The organism is Chryseobacterium sp. FW101-FHT12H09, assembly GCF_058790395.1.
The window spans coordinates 638,715-656,637 of record NZ_JBYTCP010000004.1; the positions used below are offsets into that span (position 1 = coordinate 638,715).

The 17,923-nt window shown below is 37.9% G+C and carries 9 protein-coding genes; all 9 read right to left on the reverse strand.

Annotation, left to right across the window (positions count from 1 at the left end; all coding sequences use genetic code 11):
* Positions 1–6: 6 nt before the first annotated feature.
* Positions 7–1,734, reverse strand: a complete 1,728-nt coding sequence (locus AC3WRL_RS18405; protein ID WP_214825963.1) for a sodium:solute symporter family transporter — start codon at positions 1,732–1,734, stop codon at positions 7–9.
* Positions 1,735–1,737: 3 nt separating this feature from the next.
* Positions 1,738–2,898 carry an aldose epimerase family protein gene (locus AC3WRL_RS18410; RefSeq protein ID WP_492330943.1) on the reverse strand — a complete coding sequence of 387 codons (1,161 nt, stop codon included), beginning with the start codon at positions 2,896–2,898 and terminating at the stop codon, positions 1,738–1,740.
* 20 nt (positions 2,899–2,918) lie between these two features.
* The gene (araA, locus tag AC3WRL_RS18415; protein WP_214825965.1) at positions 2,919–4,415 is read right to left on the reverse strand and encodes an L-arabinose isomerase; all 1,497 of its coding nucleotides are present in this window, start codon (positions 4,413–4,415) and stop codon (positions 2,919–2,921) included.
* 139 nt (positions 4,416–4,554) lie between these two features.
* Positions 4,555–5,253: an L-ribulose-5-phosphate 4-epimerase gene (locus tag AC3WRL_RS18420; protein ID WP_214825966.1), complete on the reverse strand. Its 699-nt coding sequence runs from the start codon at positions 5,251–5,253 to the stop codon at positions 4,555–4,557.
* 179 nt (positions 5,254–5,432) lie between these two features.
* Positions 5,433–7,133, reverse strand: coding sequence for a ribulokinase (locus AC3WRL_RS18425; protein ID WP_492330944.1), 1,701 nt, complete (start codon positions 7,131–7,133; stop codon positions 5,433–5,435).
* Between the two features lie 136 nt (positions 7,134–7,269).
* Positions 7,270–9,237 (reverse strand): alpha-L-arabinofuranosidase family protein, encoded by a 1,968-nt coding sequence (locus AC3WRL_RS18430; protein WP_492330945.1) that lies wholly within the window; start codon positions 9,235–9,237, stop codon positions 7,270–7,272.
* 234 nt (positions 9,238–9,471) lie between these two features.
* Entirely contained in the window at positions 9,472–12,099 is a 2,628-nt protein-coding gene (locus AC3WRL_RS18435; RefSeq protein WP_492330946.1) for a glycoside hydrolase family 3 C-terminal domain-containing protein, read from the reverse strand.
* 205 nt (positions 12,100–12,304) lie between these two features.
* Positions 12,305–15,046, reverse strand: a complete 2,742-nt coding sequence (locus AC3WRL_RS18440) for a T9SS type A sorting domain-containing protein (protein ID WP_492330947.1) — start codon at positions 15,044–15,046, stop codon at positions 12,305–12,307.
* Between the two features lie 143 nt (positions 15,047–15,189).
* On the reverse strand, positions 15,190–17,718 hold the full coding sequence (locus tag AC3WRL_RS18445; RefSeq protein WP_261511842.1) for a glycosyl hydrolase 115 family protein: 2,529 nt from the start codon (positions 17,716–17,718) through the stop codon (positions 15,190–15,192).
* Between the last annotated feature and the right edge of the window lie 205 nt (positions 17,719–17,923).

Genomic DNA, 17,923 nt, shown 5'->3' on the forward strand with positions numbered 1-17,923 from the left:
TTAAAATTACCAAAATCTCACATAAAGTGCGGTCAGTAAAAGAACTGTTACTACAATCATAACCAATGTTCTGGAATCTACTTTAAACATGGTTGCATCTATTGCGAAAGCTTTTGGATTTACTTTCGGACCAGCCAAACTTATTATCACCATAACAGCAACCGTGATAAAGAATGACCAGCCCATATTAATCAAAAACGGAATTTCTGTAATCGTATGAACTACGCCATTTTCTAATTTTTCATAGGTAAAAGCAGTGTATAGCCAAGTTTCTTTCCCGAAAATATCTACTGCAAAACTGTTGAAGAAAATAGCCAGTAAGAATCCCAGAATAACTCCGACTAAAGCTGCTATTCCTGTCGTTCTTTTCCAGAACATTCCCAAAAGGAACATTGCAAAAACTCCGGGACTGATAAATCCGGTATATTTCTGGATGAATGTAAAACCACCTTCTCCTCCGATTCCCAAAACATCAGTCCACGTAAAGGCTAAAGCAACAGCCATTGCAATAATTATTGCCCAACGCCCCGTTCTTACCATCTGGATTTCAGTAGCATCTGCTTTCAGGTATTTTTTATAAATATCTAAAGTGAAAATCGTCGAAATACTGTTTACTTTTCCTGCCAAAGATGCTACGATTGCTGCGGTAAGTGCTGCAACTGCAAGTCCTTTCAATCCCGAAGGTAAAAATCCTAAAATCGCCGAATACGCTCCGTCTTTTACCCCGTTGAAACCAGGTAAATGTCCTTTTGTGTATAAAACATACGCTGCAATTCCTGGAAGCATTACGATAATCGGCATAAATAACTTCAAGAATCCTGCGAACAGAATTCCGGTCCTTGCTGTTTTTAAATCAGCTCCCAAAGCGCGTTGTGTAATGTACTGGTTGCATCCCCAATAATTCAGGTTTACGATCCACTGCCCTGCAAAATACATTGCCAAGCCCGGTAGAACCACATATTTCTGCACATTCAGATTTTCCGGCATTGCCAAGGTGGTCGTTGTAGTCGTTGGTTTGTCAAGCATTAACTTAAAGTGTTGCGGTGCTTCATTCATCAAAGTTTGAAATCCTGCGAAAGCATTTCCTACATCAGCTCCGTTAATTCTCTGGTCAACAATCTGAAGAGCCATGTAAACCGTTGCAAAACCTCCGATGATAAGAACTGCCACCTGAATTACATCAGTATAACCTATCACCTTCATTCCACCTAAACCGATAAGTAAGGCCATCAACAGCAACCCAATCATAATAATATGCAAATGCCCTCCTCCAAGTAAGGTATCTATAGCCAGGGCTCCTAAATATAAAATCGAGGTAAGGTTTACAATTACATATAAAAACAGCCAGAATACAGCCATTATCAACGAAACCGACTTGTTATAACGGGTCTCCAGAAATTGAGGCATTGTATAAATCTTATTTTTAAGATAAATAGGAATGAACCAGACGGCGATGATTATCAATGCAATTGCTGCAATCCATTCATAAGCTGCAACAGCAATCCCCACAAAAAAACCTTCACCACTCATCCCGATAAACTGTTCAGCCGAAATATTGGATGCAATCAAACTGGCACCAATGGCCCACCAGGTGAGTGAGCCTTCTGCCAAAAAATAATCCTTACTACCTGTGGCAGCGGACTTCTTCTTATTATAAATCCAAATTCCGTAACCGGCTACCACCACAAAATAAACAAGAAATATGATGATATCAATCGTTGCTAAGTTTCCCATAATCTATTTTTTAACTGAGAATTTATAAATCGTTTTAGTCTGATATTTTTGTCCCGGCTTAAGCTCTGTTGAAGGGAAAGAAGATTGATTTGGAGAATCCGGAAAATGTTGGGTTTCTAAACAAAAGCCTGTTCGGAATTCGTTTTTCCCTCCTGTTTTAGTATCAAACTTTCCATCAAGAAAATTTCCGGAATAAAACTGAACACCCGGTTCGTCTGTAAGAACTTCCATTATTCTTCCTGATCCAGGATGGTACACTTTGGCAATGCTTCTCATTCCGTTACCGTTCAAAATCCAGTTGTGGTCATAACCTTTTCCTTTTTTTAGCTGGTCATCATCTGAATTGATATCTTTTCCGATTGGTTTTGAAACGGTGAAATCAAAAGGACTTCCTTTTACTTCTTTCTGTTCACCCGTTGGTATCAATGTTTCATTTACAGGTAAAAATTTATCCGCATTAATTTGTAGTTCGTGGTCGGTAACCTCTTTTGTGAAATTCCCTGAAAGATTAAAATATGAATGTTGTGTAAGATTAATAACTGTTGATTTATCTGTCGTTGCTTCATAGGAAATTTCCAAAGAATTGTCATCTGTCAAAGTATATAAGACCGTTGTAAAAAGTTTTCCAGGGTAACCTTCTTCGCCATCTGCACTGGTGTAAGTTAACTTAAGAGTCGGAAAATTCGCATCTTTTACAGGTTCAATATTCCAGAATTTGGTATAGAAACCTTCTTTTCCACCGTGAAGACTGTTTGGTTTATCATTTTTATCAATCTCGTAAGTTTTGCCTTCCAAAGTGAATTTTGCATTGGCTATTCTATTCCCATAACGACCAATTAAAGCTCCGAAATAATAAGGATTTCCATTGAAATACCCTTCAGGTTTTGTGAATCCTAAAACGACGTCTTCATATTTCCCGTTTCTGTCGGGGGCCGTGAGTGAAGTAATAATTCCTCCAAAATTGATGACTTCCACCTTCATCCCGTTTTTATTAGTTAGGGTATATTTTTTTATGGAATCGCCTTTTGCCGTCACTCCGTAGTTTGAAACCTTTATATTATCCATGTGTTGGGATTGTGTCTTTTGATCGTTTTCTTTTTTATTGCAGCCGAAAATACATAAAACTGCAATAATAATAATCAGATTGATAGTTGTTTTTCTCATTGTCTTAGGAATTTGCAATTTTAGCGATAATAAATTTCATTCCAGCGAAGATTGTTCTTAAAATCACGAATCTTTGTGTCTTCATCAATTACCAGGGATTCAATTCCTGCAATTTCAGCAAAATCTTCCAACTGTTCTGCACTGATGTTTTCACTATAGCACGTATGATGTGCTCCTCCGGCCAGAATCCATGCTTCTGCTGCCGTGTACAAATCAGGTAGTGGCTTCCAAAGGACTCTCGCCACAGGAAGTTGTGGTAATTCTTCGGTAATTTCCAACGATTTTGTTTTGTTGATTAACAGTCTGAAATGATTTCCGAAATCCATTAAGGCAGCATTCAAAGAATCAATATTTCCTCTTGAGCTAAAAACCAGACGAACCGGATCTGCCTTACCTCCAATTCCCAACGGATGAATTTCACAAGATGGTTTGCCAACCGCCAAAACAGGATCGACTTCCAGCATATGAGAACCTAAAACCGAAGGATTTACAGGATTAAGATGATAAGTATAATCTTCCATAAAGGCATTTCCGCCTTCCAAACCCTGTCCCATTGTTTTCATTGCACGGACTAATGCTGCTGTTTTCCAGTCACCTTCTCCCGCAAAACCGTAACCTTTTTCCATTAACCTTTGAACAGCAATCCCGGGAAGCTGCTCCAGACCATGGAGATCTTCAAAAGTGTCTGAAAAACCTTTAAAATCTCCTTCTTTGAGGAATTTTTCTAAGCCCAGTTCTATTCTTGCCGCAGCTTCAAGTGATTTTCTATTGCTTCCTCCCGAAAGTAAAGAATCTGCCATTTTGTAGGAAGCTTCATATTCTTCCATTAAAGTTTTTACCTCACCTTCACCAATAGAATTGACAATGCTCACTAAATCTCCGATTCCCCAAGTGTTAACTGAAAATCCGAATTTTGTTTCTGCTTCCACTTTATCACCTTCTGTAACGGCAACATATCTCATGTTGTCTCCAAAACGGGCAAATTTCGCTCCCTGCCAATCTTCCCAGCCTGCTGCAACACGACTCCAGTCTCCGATTTGTTTCTGTACTCTTTCCTCAGCCCAGTGTCCGACAACTATTTTTCTGTTTTTCCGAAGACGGCTTACCATAAAACCAAATTCACGATCCCCGTGAGCAGCCTGATTCAGATTCATAAAATCCATATCCATTGTAGACCACGGGATATCTTGATTGAACTGTGTATGCAAATGCAACATTGGTTTTCGCAAAGCCGTCAGTCCGCGAATCCACATTTTTGCAGGTGAAAACGTGTGCATCCAGGTTACAATTCCTATGCAGCTTTCTGCATAATTAGCTGTTGTTAATGTTTCAAAAATTTCTTCTGTTGATTTTACGGTTGGCTTAATAATAACTTTTACAGGAATTAATGAAGACTGATTAAAAGCTTCAACAATTTTCCGCGAGTGTTCCGCAACCTGAGCCAACGTTTCAGGCCCATATAAATGCTGGCTTCCGGTGATGAACCAGATTTCTTTGGTATTGAGAGGTGTTAACATATATTAATTGATAGTTTATAGTTTTCTGTATTTAGTTTGTCATTCCGAAGAATAAGGAATCTCTATTTGTTATATTTAAATGAGATTCTTCACTACAGTGAGTTTCATCCAAAATGATATTTTTAATTTTAATTTTTAATTATTGTCCGTAATAGGAATTTTTGCCGTGTTTGCGTTCGTAATGTTTTTTGATAAGTGAGTCTTTCAGGCGTGGTGCACCGGGGTTGATCTGTCTTGTGCGATAGGCCATTTCTGCAATAGTTTCCAGAACTTTACTGTTGTAAACGGCTTTATCAGCATTTTTACCCCAAGTGAATGGTCCGTGGTTTCCGATAAGAACCATTTCAACTTCTTCGTAAGACAGTTTTTTTTCTTTGAAGCAATCAAGAATCTGGATTCCTGTATTGTATTCGTAATTTCCTTCGATTAAATCGTCACGCATTGGTGGCGCACAGGGAATATCCGTTGTTAAATGGTCTGCGTGTGTGGTTCCGAAAATCGGAATATCCAGTTGTGCCTGTGCCCAGGCTACCGAATAAATGGCATGCGTGTGTGAAATCCCGCCAATATTTCCCCAATTTTTGTAAAGGTAAGCATGGGTTTTGGTATCGGATGACGGCCTTAATTTTCCTTCTACGACATTGACATCGTAATCTAAAATCACCATATCTTCAGGCTTTAGAATCTCATAAGGAACACCGCTTGGTTTAATAGCAAAAATTCCTTTTTCACGGTCAACCGCGCTTACATTTCCGAATGTATAAACAACAAGCTTCAAGGCATCCAATTGCATATTGGCTTCGTAACATTCTCTTTGAAGTTCTTTATAGATGCTCATTTTATTTTTATTAAATAATTAAATATTTTAAAAATTACAGATGATTTAAGCCATTCTTATTGATTTACTTTAACAATGAATCGCACACAGACAGGCTTGAGCAGAAATCTTTTTTATGCTGGCAAAAAGATTGGGTGTGGAAGACGGATATGGCTGTCTAAAAAAAATCTGAATTATTTTTAGCTGGTCAATGATCTGGATTTCTTATTCTTAAGTTTTATACTGTTTTCAGTAAAGTCGGCGAGAACCTGATACTGATTCATTAATTCTGCATAATTTTCCACCTGATCTGCCTGAGGAAAATATTCTGCTTCGAAATCCGAACCCATTTTCCGGCTTGCTTCCTTAACATTTGGGTAAATCCCTGCTGAAACCGCTGCATAAATCGCTGCTCCCAAAGCTGGAGCCTGGTCAGATGCAGCTATGACGATGGGCATATTAAGAACGTTTGCCAATGTCTGCATTATAAACGGGGATTTTCTGGCAACACCACCAATTCCGATTACTTTTTCGATTCTTACCCCTTCTTCTTCAAAACGATCTACTATTTTTTTCGAACCAAAACAAATGGAATTAACCAATGCTTTGAAAATATGTGGTGCTTTTGTACCGAGTGAAAGATTATTGATAGCAGCTTTGAGTTCCTGATTGGCATCCGGCGTTCTTCGTCCGTTAATCCAGTCCAGCGCAATAGGGAAGGCTTCGGAAAGAGGAATTTTTTCAGCTTCCAAGGTAAGGTTACGAATGAGATTATTTTCTATTTCTTCTTTTAAAAGTTCTTTCTGATTGTTATCGATCACATTGGAATTCATCAGAATGTTGTGAACAGGCCAAGTCAGAATGTCTTTGTACCATGCCAATACATCACCAAATGCAGATTGACCGGCTTCAAGACCAATCAAGCCCGGAATAACGGAACCGTTGACCTGTCCACAGATTCCTTTAACGGTTTTCTCCTGAATAATTTCTTTGGATGCTACCATAATATCACATGTAGAGGTTCCCATAATACGGATCAGTGTATTTTCTTCTACTTTTGCACCAACTGCTCCCGAATGGGCATCGAAAGTTCCCACTGTAATGACCGTATTGGTAGTCAAGCCTAATTTTTCCGCCCATTCCTGATTTAGATTTCCTGCAACTTCGTCTGAAGTATATGTTTTTTCATATAACCTGTCACGAAGTTCAGCCAGAGACGGATCTAACTGATTGAGAAACTCTTTTGACGGCAGTCCACTCCACGATTCGTGCCACATTGCTTTGTGACCCGCTGCGCAGCGACTTCTTTTGAATGTTGCCAAATCCTGATGATCGGAAAGCAGAAAAGTAATATAATCGCAGTGTTCCATCCAGCTGTAAGCAGAATTTCTCACTTTCTCATCCTGTCTGTTGATGTGAAGAATTTTCGCCCAAAACCATTCGGAGGAATAGATTCCACCCTCAAATTTGGTATAATCTTCACCGCCCCAGTTTCTTGCCAAATGGTTTATTTCTTCAGCCTCATCAATAGAAGTATGGTCTTTCCATAAAACCATCATTGTATTGGGATTTTCTTCAAATCCAGGTGTTAAAGACAATGCTATTCCGTCTTTGTTTACAGGAAGCGGTGATGAACCTGTGGTATCGATACAAATGCTGACAATTGATTCTGGTGCTACTCCACTTTCTTTTACCACATCAGAAATGGTTTGTTGTAAACCCTCAATATGATCCAAAGGATGTTGACGAAACTGGTTCTCTTCCGGTTTACAGAATTTTCCCTGCTTCCATCGTTGGTAGTAGCTGACAGAGGCAGACAGTTCTGCCCCGTTTTCTGTATCAATCAGCACTGCACGTACCGAATCCGTACCATAATCCAGTCCGATAACATATTTCTTCATTTTATAATGAATTAAGTTTTAATAAATATTTACATTTTCCTTAATCGGAGAATAAAACAAATATAAGATTCTATTTTAAATAAATGTATAAAATACACTTAATTTTATTTTTTCCTTTATTGAATGTATTTTAGACTTATTTTGTCTTTAAAATAAGCAAAGAACTGGCAGGAATTTCTATTGAAAATTTCCCATTTTTAATGACAATATTCTCCTCAACAGGTTGTATATTTTCCATTTCAAAATTATTTTCATCAGAAAGTTCTGGAGCTGTTAGGATCGTTTTTATTAATTTTTGCCCTAATTTTATATTTTTAGGATTGATTTCTATTGACCTGTTCTTATGGTCTGTGTTTACAATTTTTATGATCACCTGATTATTTTTGCTGTCTTTTACGGCCGTTGCATAGAGCTTGTCCTGGCCGCTAACCGAATTTTTATTATGAGAAATTGTTAGCAAATCAGTTCCCTTATTATTTGAAAACAATTTTTGAACATAATAATTGGGTGTTGCATATGACTGAAGATTATTAAACCATATCAGATCCGGAGTCCATTGCCAGCCATCGGCATGAGCAAATAACGGCGCATAAGAAGTCATCGTTACGACATCTGCATTTCTTTCCAGACCAGTCATAAAAGCTGCTTCCGAGAGTGCCGATTCCCAGTTGTTTCTATTGTCTGGACTTACTGTTTTCACCGACTGAACGGCATATTCACCAGCAAAAACTTTAGGCCCGTTTCTATCGTATTTATCATATCTCGCTGCATTTTCCTGAAACCATTTTGCAGAATTGTAATAATGCTCATCTACAATCTGGGCATTGAGTTTCTTAAGCTCTTTCCAACCATAATCGAAAAATTCTCCGTCTGGCGATGGTCCACTTCCTGAAATAATTTTCATGTCAGGATATTTCGCGTGAATGGCTTTTTCAAAAATCTGGTAACGTTCAATGTAATCTTCCCCCCACTGTTCGTTTCCAACACCGATATATTTCATATTAAAAGCTTTGGGATGTCCCATTTCTGAACGAATTTTACCCCACTTAGTATTTACATCTCCATTAGCAAATTCAATCAAATCCAAAGCATCCTGAACGAAGGGATTTAACTCTTCCAAATGAACCAGTTCCCCTGTATTGAACTGACATGCCATTCCACAGCTGAGAATCGGCAAAGGCTCGGCTCCCAAATCTTCCGAAAGCTGAAAATATTCATAAAAACCTAATCCAAATGACTGGTAATAATCGGGTGTAAGACGGTGTGCAAACCCCGAGCTCCATTTATTGATGAGATATTCTCTGTCGGCTATATTTCCCAATGTTTTTTTCCATTGATATCTTTCGGCAAGTGTTCTGCCTTCCACAATACAACCCCCTGGAAAACGTAAAAACCCGGGCTGTAAATCGTATAATTTCTGAACCAAATCTTTTCTTAAGCCACCTTTTCGTCCTTTCCAGGTATCTTGCGGGAAAAGAGAAATCATATCCACATTCACAACACCGTTTCCTGTAAAAGTGATTTGAAGTTTTGCTTTTTCAACTGTCCCAGGAGCAGAAAAAACAGCCGAATATTTTTGCCAACCTTCTCCTTTGATAATTATTGGAACATTGGAAATCACTTCTCCATTTTCCTCAATCAGGCTTGCATTAACCGCAGAAATATTTCCAGATACATTTTCCAGATCAAAGCTGAAATCATATTTAGCATCTTTAAGAAGTCCTATTCCCCGAAAACCTTCATTTTCCAATAGGTACTTTTTATCATTGTAAACGGTAATTCTTGCATAGTTTTTATTGGTTTTGGAATGCTCAGAATAAATCGTCAAAAAACCAGAATCCAGATTATGAGAAAGGGTTTGTGTATTTTGCTGTTTCCAGCCCATTAATGGCTCATCAAACTCAAAGCTTCGGTTCTTGATAAGCTCAGCATACATTCCGCCATCGGCTGCAAAATTGATATCCTCAAAGAAAATCCCATACATTGTCGGCTGAATTTTGATGTTGGTAGGACTACCATCCAGGTCTAAAGTAAATTTTGTTGCCTGTGCCGATGAACATGCAACGAAACCTGAGAGAAGAAGTGTGAAAATTTTATTTCTCATTCTTATAATTTTGAAATTGATTAGATTTTATTTTTTTTTGAATGCCCATTTTTAGAAATAATGCTTTTTAGCACAAATCTTTCTCAAATGACAATTGCTTTTAAACTTGCAAATGAAATTCGCTGATTCCTTTATATTTTATAAAATCAGAGGCAAAAAATGGCCTGCTCAGCAAAATTCATTAAGACTTTTCAATTACTTCAAATTGTGGATAATCATATTTTTAAAAAAAATTTATTGGACTTTCAACTCAAGACTTTTTAGTTCTGAATTTTTTGAAGTTCCGCCATACAAAACAGTATAGTCTCCTGATTTTAAAATTAAATCATCTGCTTTTTCATCGTAAAATTTAAAAGACTCTTCAGAGATCTTTAGCTGAATATTTTTTGTTTCTTTTGCTTTAATCAAAACTTTTTCAAAAGCTCTTAAAGTTTTTATGGGTGCCAAAACATCGTTATTTCTTTTCACATACACCTGCACCACTTCTTCGCCGTCTATTTCTGAAGTATTGGTAACTGGAATTGTTATCGTAATATTTTCATTTGAATTGATATTTTTTTTGCTCAATTCAGCATTCCCATAAATAAACTTTGAGTAGCTTAAACCATGACCGAATGAGTATAAAGGATCTTCGGTCATATAACGATACGTTCTTCCCTTCATATCATAATTCTCAAAACCCTGATGCTTGCTTGTTGTTGAAAGTGCATTATCCAATTGCTCAAGATTCCTGTAAAAAGTAATAGGTAATTTTCCGGAAGGATTATAGTCTCCAGCAAGAACATCTGCCACTGCTGTTCCGCTGGATTGTCCACCATACCAAGCATTCACTAGAGCATCATAATTCTTTTCGTCCTGTTGCAAACCAAGCGCACTTCCCGTACACAGAACGAACACAACAGGTTTTCCTGTTTTTCTAAGCTCAGCCAGCAATTGACGCTGAACTTTCGGAAGCTCTATTGAAGTTTTATCACCTCCTTTAAAACCTTCTGCATTAACCATCATTTCTTCCCCTTCAAGGCTTGGAGAAAGTCCGCCGACAAAAACAATTACATCAGCCTCTTTTACTTTTTCTTTTACTGAATTAAAATTCACCGGATCTTTTCGGTACACTTCAAAACCAATACTAACATATTTCCCTTTCTGGCTGTGCCGAAGCTCAACCTGATATTCTTTTCCTTTCTCCATTTTCACCGGAAATTCCGAAGGATGCCTTGCATCGGGACCTTTTCTTGTTGCAATTTCTTTTCCATCGATCACAAGTGTATAAATATCTGATGTTGAAGCAGAAAATATCACCTCACCGGAATAAGTGCTTTTAAAAACACCGGATATTATTGCCGAAGTATTTTCTCTGGCAACTCCCGGAGCAAGCTGGGTTCCGCCAAAACTGTTGTAGGTAATTCCTGTTTTATTAGTTGAAGTATTGACCGGCTTTTCTTTCCATTCATTATTATTAAAAAACTCTACCTTCATTCCCTTTTCACCATTCTTCTGGCTTACAAAATTCTGGTAAAGAGATGTTCTGGACGATGGATCTGCTACTTCGCTTCCTTTTTCATAGATGATTTCAGCATTAGGAAATTTAGCTTTAATTCCACTTAAAATCGTAACCGTTGAAGAAGGCGTTCCGTTGTAGTTTCCAAGCTGCATAATTCCGTCATCAGCATTGGGACCTACAACGGCAATTCTTTTAATATTTTTATTTAAAGGAAGGACATTTCCTTCATTTTTCATCAGTACAATAGACTTTTGAGCCATTTTCAATGCCTGCTCTCTGTGTTCTTTAGAATCTATAGTAGAATAAGGAATATTGTTCCAGTGAACGGAAGATTTAGGATCCAGCATTCCCAACTCAAACCATCCTTTCAGAATTCTTCGCATAGAAATGTCAAGATCTTTTTCTTTAATTAATCCACTTGTCAGAGATTTATTAAGATTATTATAAGTATCCCCGCATTCCAGATCTGTTGAATGTTTTAATGCATCTGCAGCGCTTGTTTTTTCATCGGGGTGTGTTCCATGGTATTTTTCCTGATAAAAATCTGCCAAAGCCCAACAATCTGAAACCACCATACCATCATATTTCCATTTGCCGCGAAGAATTTCATTAAGCAAAGTATTATTCGCGCAACAAGGCTGACCGTCGAATGCATTATACGCACACATCACCTCTCTTACATTTCCTTCCAGAACCAACGCTTTGAAAGCCGGCAGATAGGTTTCATAAAGATCTCTTTTCGAGATTTCGGCATTGTAGGAATGTCTGTTCCATTCCGGACCGCTGTGAACCGCAAAATGCTTGGCACAGGCGTGGGTTTTAAAATATCTAGGATCATTTCCCTGCAAACCTTTTACAGCAGCAACACCTAAAACAGAGGTTAAATAAGGATCTTCTCCGTATGTCTCCTGACCTCTTCCCCATCGCGGATCTCTGAAAATATTAATGTTCGGAGTCCAAAAGGTAAGACCTTCGTAACGCCCGGTTTTGCTCGCCTCATCAAAAGATTTATTGTATTTGGCACGGGCTTCGTCAGAAATCATTTCAAAAGTTTTGAGGTGTTCCGGAACATCCCAGGTTGCTGCCAATCCGATCGCCTGAGGGAAAACGGTAGCGGTTCCAGCCCTAGCTACCCCATGAAGTGCCTCATTCCACCAACCATAAGCCGGGATTTCCAATCTGGGAACGGCTTTGGAATTATCCATCATCATTCCGATTTTTTCATCCACTGTTAACAATCCCAGAAGGTTTTCAATCCTTTGCTCAACCGGCAGACTTGGATTTCGAAACGGATATTTATAATTCTGAGCAGAACTAAACACACAAACTATGACTGATATGGTTGATAAAATTTTATTCATATGATTGATTTTAAAGCAATTTTTCATTAAAACGTGCTAAATATTACCTTTAAATATGGTTTTACAATGCGATAAAGACAAATATAAGATTCTATTTTGAATAAATGTATATATTACACTTAATTATAAATGATAAAGAAAAAAAGTCACCGGAATAAACCGGTAACTTTGTGAGAAAGCATATTCTCATTAAATATGAATGAAATTATTGTTTTATAAATTTAGTTTTGATGCTTTCCTCTAAACCGGAAATTTCAATAAAATATACACCTGAAGGAAGTTTTGAAATATCAATTCTGTTTTTACCACGGCTAAGTTTTGTATGATAAGAAACTGTACCTCCTCTTGCATCACTAATTGAATATACGGCATCAGATGACTTCCAATCAACAAAAATTTCATTTCTAGCGGGATTTGGATACAAAATAATATCATTTTTCGCTTCTACTACACTGCTTACTTTAAGTGTAGCAAAGCTCAAAGGGAGAAGGTTATTTGTGTACACGTTGTTTTCAGTAAGATATCCCTGAAACGAACCGACTGTTGGTTCATTACCAGCTGTTACTTTATAAAATCCTGTAACCCCGCTTTCTGTTTTCAGTACATATCCTCCCGCAGCTACTTTTACAGACTGATAAACACCATTTATCTGATTGATCGTAATTGCTTTTGGTGTAGATACAGCACCTGATCCTGTGAATGTTTTGCTTCCTGTAGCATTGATTAATACAGGAACATTGGCAGGAATGATACCATTGGAAATCTGCGTGCAAACAACACTTCCGAAACCTGGCTGCATCATATATGCTGTAACTCCCGATGGAATGGCTGCCTGAAAAGGTAAAAGTACGATCCCATATCCATTGAAAGTTCTAGTATATTTTGCAGAACTTGCTGTAAAGCCAAAAGGCACCTGAAAATCTTTACCCAAATCCGAAAGAGTCAGATTCTGACAGGAATTGCCTGAAATTACATTTATATTATTGTTACTGACACTTCCGTTAATATAAAAAATACTGTTACGATTGGAAGAACCACTGTTCCAAGTATCTGCCGATGTGTTTCCTGTAACATCTCTGAAATCAATGGATGTATAATATTCATTTTCCAGAGCATCCGTAAGATTGCTGTCTGTAAGCGAGTAAGCTGCTGCAAATTTTGAAGCTCTTTCATTACCAACATTGAAATAAACATCACCAAGAGTGAGGGTGAGAATTGAGCTGTAATTTCCGCTTCGAAGCCCAATAATTCCCTTGCAGCCATACGGAAGAACCGTTCTTGATATATCAAATACCAGATCGAAACTTCCGGAGCCCGGAGCAGGAAATGCTATACTGCCGTAATTATAAGATCTTACTGTCCCATTAGCATCTACATAATACAGCGTCGTATTGGAAGAAGTCGGCAAATTGGTTGTGGTATAATTCAGTATATTAAAAACTAACTTGTTGTAACGGTCATCAAGATTTAAATATCCACTGGTAGCATCTGTATTTGAGCTTATCAATGGGGTGGAATTATAGAAGGTAACTGTCTTTCCGCTAAGCTGGTAATTAATACCAAACGCTGAATTGGTTGGAATCTGAGTTTCAATTTTATTATAATGAACATCACCGCCCGTCATTAAGGATATTGGTCTGTCACCGCTTTTATTAAAAACAAAAGTCATTACACTAGAAGGGCTCACCTGAACCGTCGGACGGAAGCTCGCCGTATTGAAAGAGAAAGGTGATGAGGCCATATTCAAGGATTGTGATGTGGTTGTCTGTGTCCCTGAAGTAGTAAAGAATGGCAGATCAACTTTAAGATCATACGTGCTGGAAGAAGAATTGATAACAACAAGGGTGATCTGGTTTCCGTCCAGCGAGATATAAGAAGATCCTTCCAATGTTCCACCGGAGGTTTCCCATTTTGCATCTATCCTTGTTTTTCCCGTTGTATTTTTAGCATATTGAGATAGAATATATCCTCTTTTGGTCATGTCCCCGGAAACTGTTCCGTATGAGCCGTCTCCCATAAGACCATAGTACCTTTTAGAGCTATAATGAATCCATGCATTTACATTTCCAAGCAATGCATTATTAACACTTCTTGCAAAAGTGAAACCATCCGTATTCCAGGCAAAATCTCGTGGAGCTGAACTACTTGATGAGTTCCAATTGATCAGATATTCTGTCTGCCATATTTCTTTGTTATAATTTTGAAACTGCTTGTACACAGACTGCATTGAGCCATATTGATGACCTCCGTACACCTCAAAGTTAGCCATCACCGCAGGATCCAAAAATGCATTGGCAAAATTATCTGTAAAACCAACACTTTCGGGTGCTATTACCTTGCAATTGATGAGATGTCCATAATTTTTAACAAAGGTGGCTATTTGTGTCGGAGTCCAGATACACCCTTGATACTGTGCCATTTCATCGGGCTCATTTTGTATAGATATGTAATCTAATGTTACCCCATTATTTTGCATATAAGTTACAAAATTGTTGAGATACAAAGCATAATCCTGATAATTTTCAGGTTTCAGATAGCCTATTTGCTGGACACCGTTTGGATCAGTATAAACAGCATTGACATGGTTATTGGTTTTCCATGCTGCCGGCATTGTCCATGGACTGGCAAAAATGGTAAGACCCATTGATTTAGCCAGCTGGGCCGTTGCAAGAGCAGTGCTCCAATTGCTGCTTTGCTCGGGAATATAAAGGCGCATTATATTATACCCTCCTTCACTCCCTGCACCCCAGAGTTTTTGGATCTCTGTGGTAGTCATATGATTGTACCCAAACTGTGGACTACAAACAAAACCGCCGAAACCTGTAATTTTCTGATAAGCAATATTCTTATCAATTTTTACTTTTGCCTGCACATTTTGTGCATTCAGCTGTACTGAAATTGCAATACCTATAATCATTACAAGTATTAATTTGAAGATTTTTTTCATAGTAATAAGTTGTTAAATTGTGGTGTTAAATGTGTCTAATGAATAGATTATGATGATTGTTAAGTCGTTATTTCAGCTTCTCTCTGAAAATTATCCCTTCATAAAATTCACCATCATCAATTTTCAACAATTACGCTCTTCATTTATTTTTCTGAATAATCACTTTGAGGAGCTCCCAGGTAACTTGGTTTAAGACTTCCTGTATCAATAAGTATTTTCTCTAAAACAATTCCCGGCTCCAGAACCCTAAATCTCAACGTATGTTTGCCTGGTTGCAAAATCTGATGTTTCGTCACTGATTTAATGATTTGTTCCGACTGCCATTTCCCCAATTCTCCACGGTAATGTCCATTAAAATTAACGGTCTCGGGTTTTTCTCCATCAAATGAAATCTCATAACGCAATCCTTTATTATGATTAAAATTTAAAGTTGGTGCCAACAAAAGCTGAACTTCAAATTCTCCTTTGGATTCAAAATTAATATCATATTCCAGATAAATATTTTCATCGGATTGAGGATAGGCGTTTTGTGGAAAAGTCGTAATTCCTGATTTTGTTTTGCCGAAATCAGGGATCACTTCCCAATGAATCCTGTCTGAATTATTCATCCTCGCAAAGTTTTCCGCTTCAATAGAAACATACCCGCTTCTTTCTGCAAATACTTTTTCTTTCAGTACGTTTGCCTGGGAAACATAAGTCACTTCAGGCATTATATTTATTTTTCCGTCAAACCAGGCTTTATATCCTATCTTCATTTGATCCATCATATGCGTCCATTTTCCTCCGGAAATCTCATTGTTATATTTATTGTCGAGATAAGCATTTCTTTCAAAACAATCTTTCACTTTATCAGCATAGAAGTTGGCCTGAATATCTTTTTTAGCTGCCAGTTCCTTGTTTTTGGCAACAGCGTAATACATTTCATATAAATTGCTGCACGCGTCGATCGGGTATAGAACCAACTGATAATAGGCATCCTGATATTCTGCCGGAATCTGGTCTTTCAAACGTAATGCATCTAATGCCAACGCTCTGTAGTCATTCAATACCATTTCAAATTCATCATAATTCTCAAGACTGAATGTTTTACTGTCAAGCGTTTCCGGAGTTACTCTGCGATTGTATTTTGCATACAGGTTAATCATTCTGGCAATTTCCTTTGAATGTTTTTCTCCAAACTGCTGTGCAGCCCATTTTTCGGTATATTCCAAAAGGTTTTTAGAATTAAATTGTTTCGGATTCCACGCCATTTCCAGGAAAAAGCTGATCGGAAATTCCATTGGTTTTAAGTCACCCACGTTGACCACCCAAACTTTATCTACTTTATGTTCGTACGAAAGATTCATCTGCTCCCAAACCCGTTGAATCGGACTGATATTGATCCACTTAGAATTTCTCGGTCCGCCTACATAATCGAAATGATAATACATTCCGTAACCCCCTTTATGCAAAGGCTTCGAAAGGTCCGGAAGCTTTCTCACATTGCCCCAGTTATCGTCACAAAACAGTAGAATAACATCATCCGGAACTCTCATTCCTTTATCATAGTAATCCTGAACTTCTTTATACAAAGCCCAAACCTGAGGTGTTTTGTCAGCTTTTTTTCCAGTGACATTAGCAATGATTTTGCGCTGGTCCTCTACTATACTTTCCAGTAAAGAAATATTCGTTCCCTCTCCCATTGCTTCATCACCATCGCCGCGCATTCCAACAGTAACGAGTTTTTCCCAGTTTTCACTTCTCATGATTCCCGCTTTCCAGAATTCCTGTAATACTTTGGCGTTTTTAGAATAATCCCACACATTAGGCAAATTATTTCTTTTGATATATCGGTGCCAATCAGTCTGTGCCTGAGCCATCGGTTCATGATGCGAAGTTCCCATTACAATTCCCATTTCATTAGCTAAAGGTCCGCTCAAAGGGTCATCGTCGTAAAATGCTTTTCCCCACATGGCAGGCCAAAGGTAATTGCCTTTCAGACGAAGGATCAGTTCAAAAACTTTTTCATAAAATTTTGAATTAATCCCGCCAAAAGTTGCTCGTGCCCAACTGCCAAGCGAAGGTTCTTCATCATTCAGAAAAATTCCACGGTATTTTACGCCAGGTTCTCCATCGGTGTATATTCCTTTTTTGAAATATAAATTTTCTTTCTTTTCAACCGGAACATCAGCCCAGTAATTCCATGGCGAAACGCCAATCTGCTTCGACACTTCGTAAATGCCATAAATGGTTCCTCTTTTATCGCTTCCTGCAATCACAATGGCTTCCGAAACTCCCGGAAATGGATTGCTGATATTTTGGATAATATATTTTTCTGTTTTTCCGGTTAATGATTTCCCGTCGATCTTTTTTTGTTTAATTAAGTCATCGATCACCGATTTTGTTCCAATGGTTCCGATGATAATTAAAGGAGAATTGACCCCGGAAATCTGATTCAGTATATTGGGCTGTTCACCTGTTACTTTCTGAAAATCTGTTTGCAGGTTTTTTACCGCCCTCATAATTCCTGCATCCATCTGAGCCTTTGCATATAATGAGATTCTGACTGATTTATCTTTCAGAAGAATGGCATCATTGGTTTTTTCTGTTGTGATAAAACGTTCGGTTGCCTGTAGATGACAACAAGCACCAAACAATAGTACAAAGAGAAATAGTATTGGTAATCTGTTCATAATCTCTATCTTTTATCTTATTGAACTTTATAGGTTTAAATTTAATTCGATCAGTTGCGAATCTTACGCAGCCGAAGTGCCTCTCTATTTCTTATTTTTTTTAAAATCGGCGAATCTCATTCCTCGATTTGAGCGGAAATCCTTTTTGTTTTGATTAAACAAAAAGACTGGGGCCTTCCACAAGCTCAGGATAAACTCAGGAAGA

Coding starts and splice junctions, on each gene's coding strand:
- AC3WRL_RS18405 (WP_214825963.1), bottom strand. CDS start 1,734: ATGGGAAACTTAGCAACGATTGATATCATCATATTTCTTGTTTATTTT.
- AC3WRL_RS18410 (WP_492330943.1), bottom strand. CDS start 2,898: ATGAGAAAAACAACTATCAATCTGATTATTATTATTGCAGTTTTATGT.
- araA (WP_214825965.1), bottom strand. CDS start 4,415: ATGTTAACACCTCTCAATACCAAAGAAATCTGGTTCATCACCGGAAGC.
- AC3WRL_RS18420 (WP_214825966.1), bottom strand. CDS start 5,253: ATGAGCATCTATAAAGAACTTCAAAGAGAATGTTACGAAGCCAATATG.
- AC3WRL_RS18425 (WP_492330944.1), bottom strand. CDS start 7,133: ATGAAGAAATATGTTATCGGACTGGATTATGGTACGGATTCGGTACGT.
- AC3WRL_RS18430 (WP_492330945.1), bottom strand. CDS start 9,237: ATGAGAAATAAAATTTTCACACTTCTTCTCTCAGGTTTCGTTGCATGT.
- AC3WRL_RS18435 (WP_492330946.1), bottom strand. CDS start 12,099: ATGAATAAAATTTTATCAACCATATCAGTCATAGTTTGTGTGTTTAGT.
- AC3WRL_RS18440 (WP_492330947.1), bottom strand. CDS start 15,046: ATGAAAAAAATCTTCAAATTAATACTTGTAATGATTATAGGTATTGCA.
- AC3WRL_RS18445 (WP_261511842.1), bottom strand. CDS start 17,718: ATGAACAGATTACCAATACTATTTCTCTTTGTACTATTGTTTGGTGCT.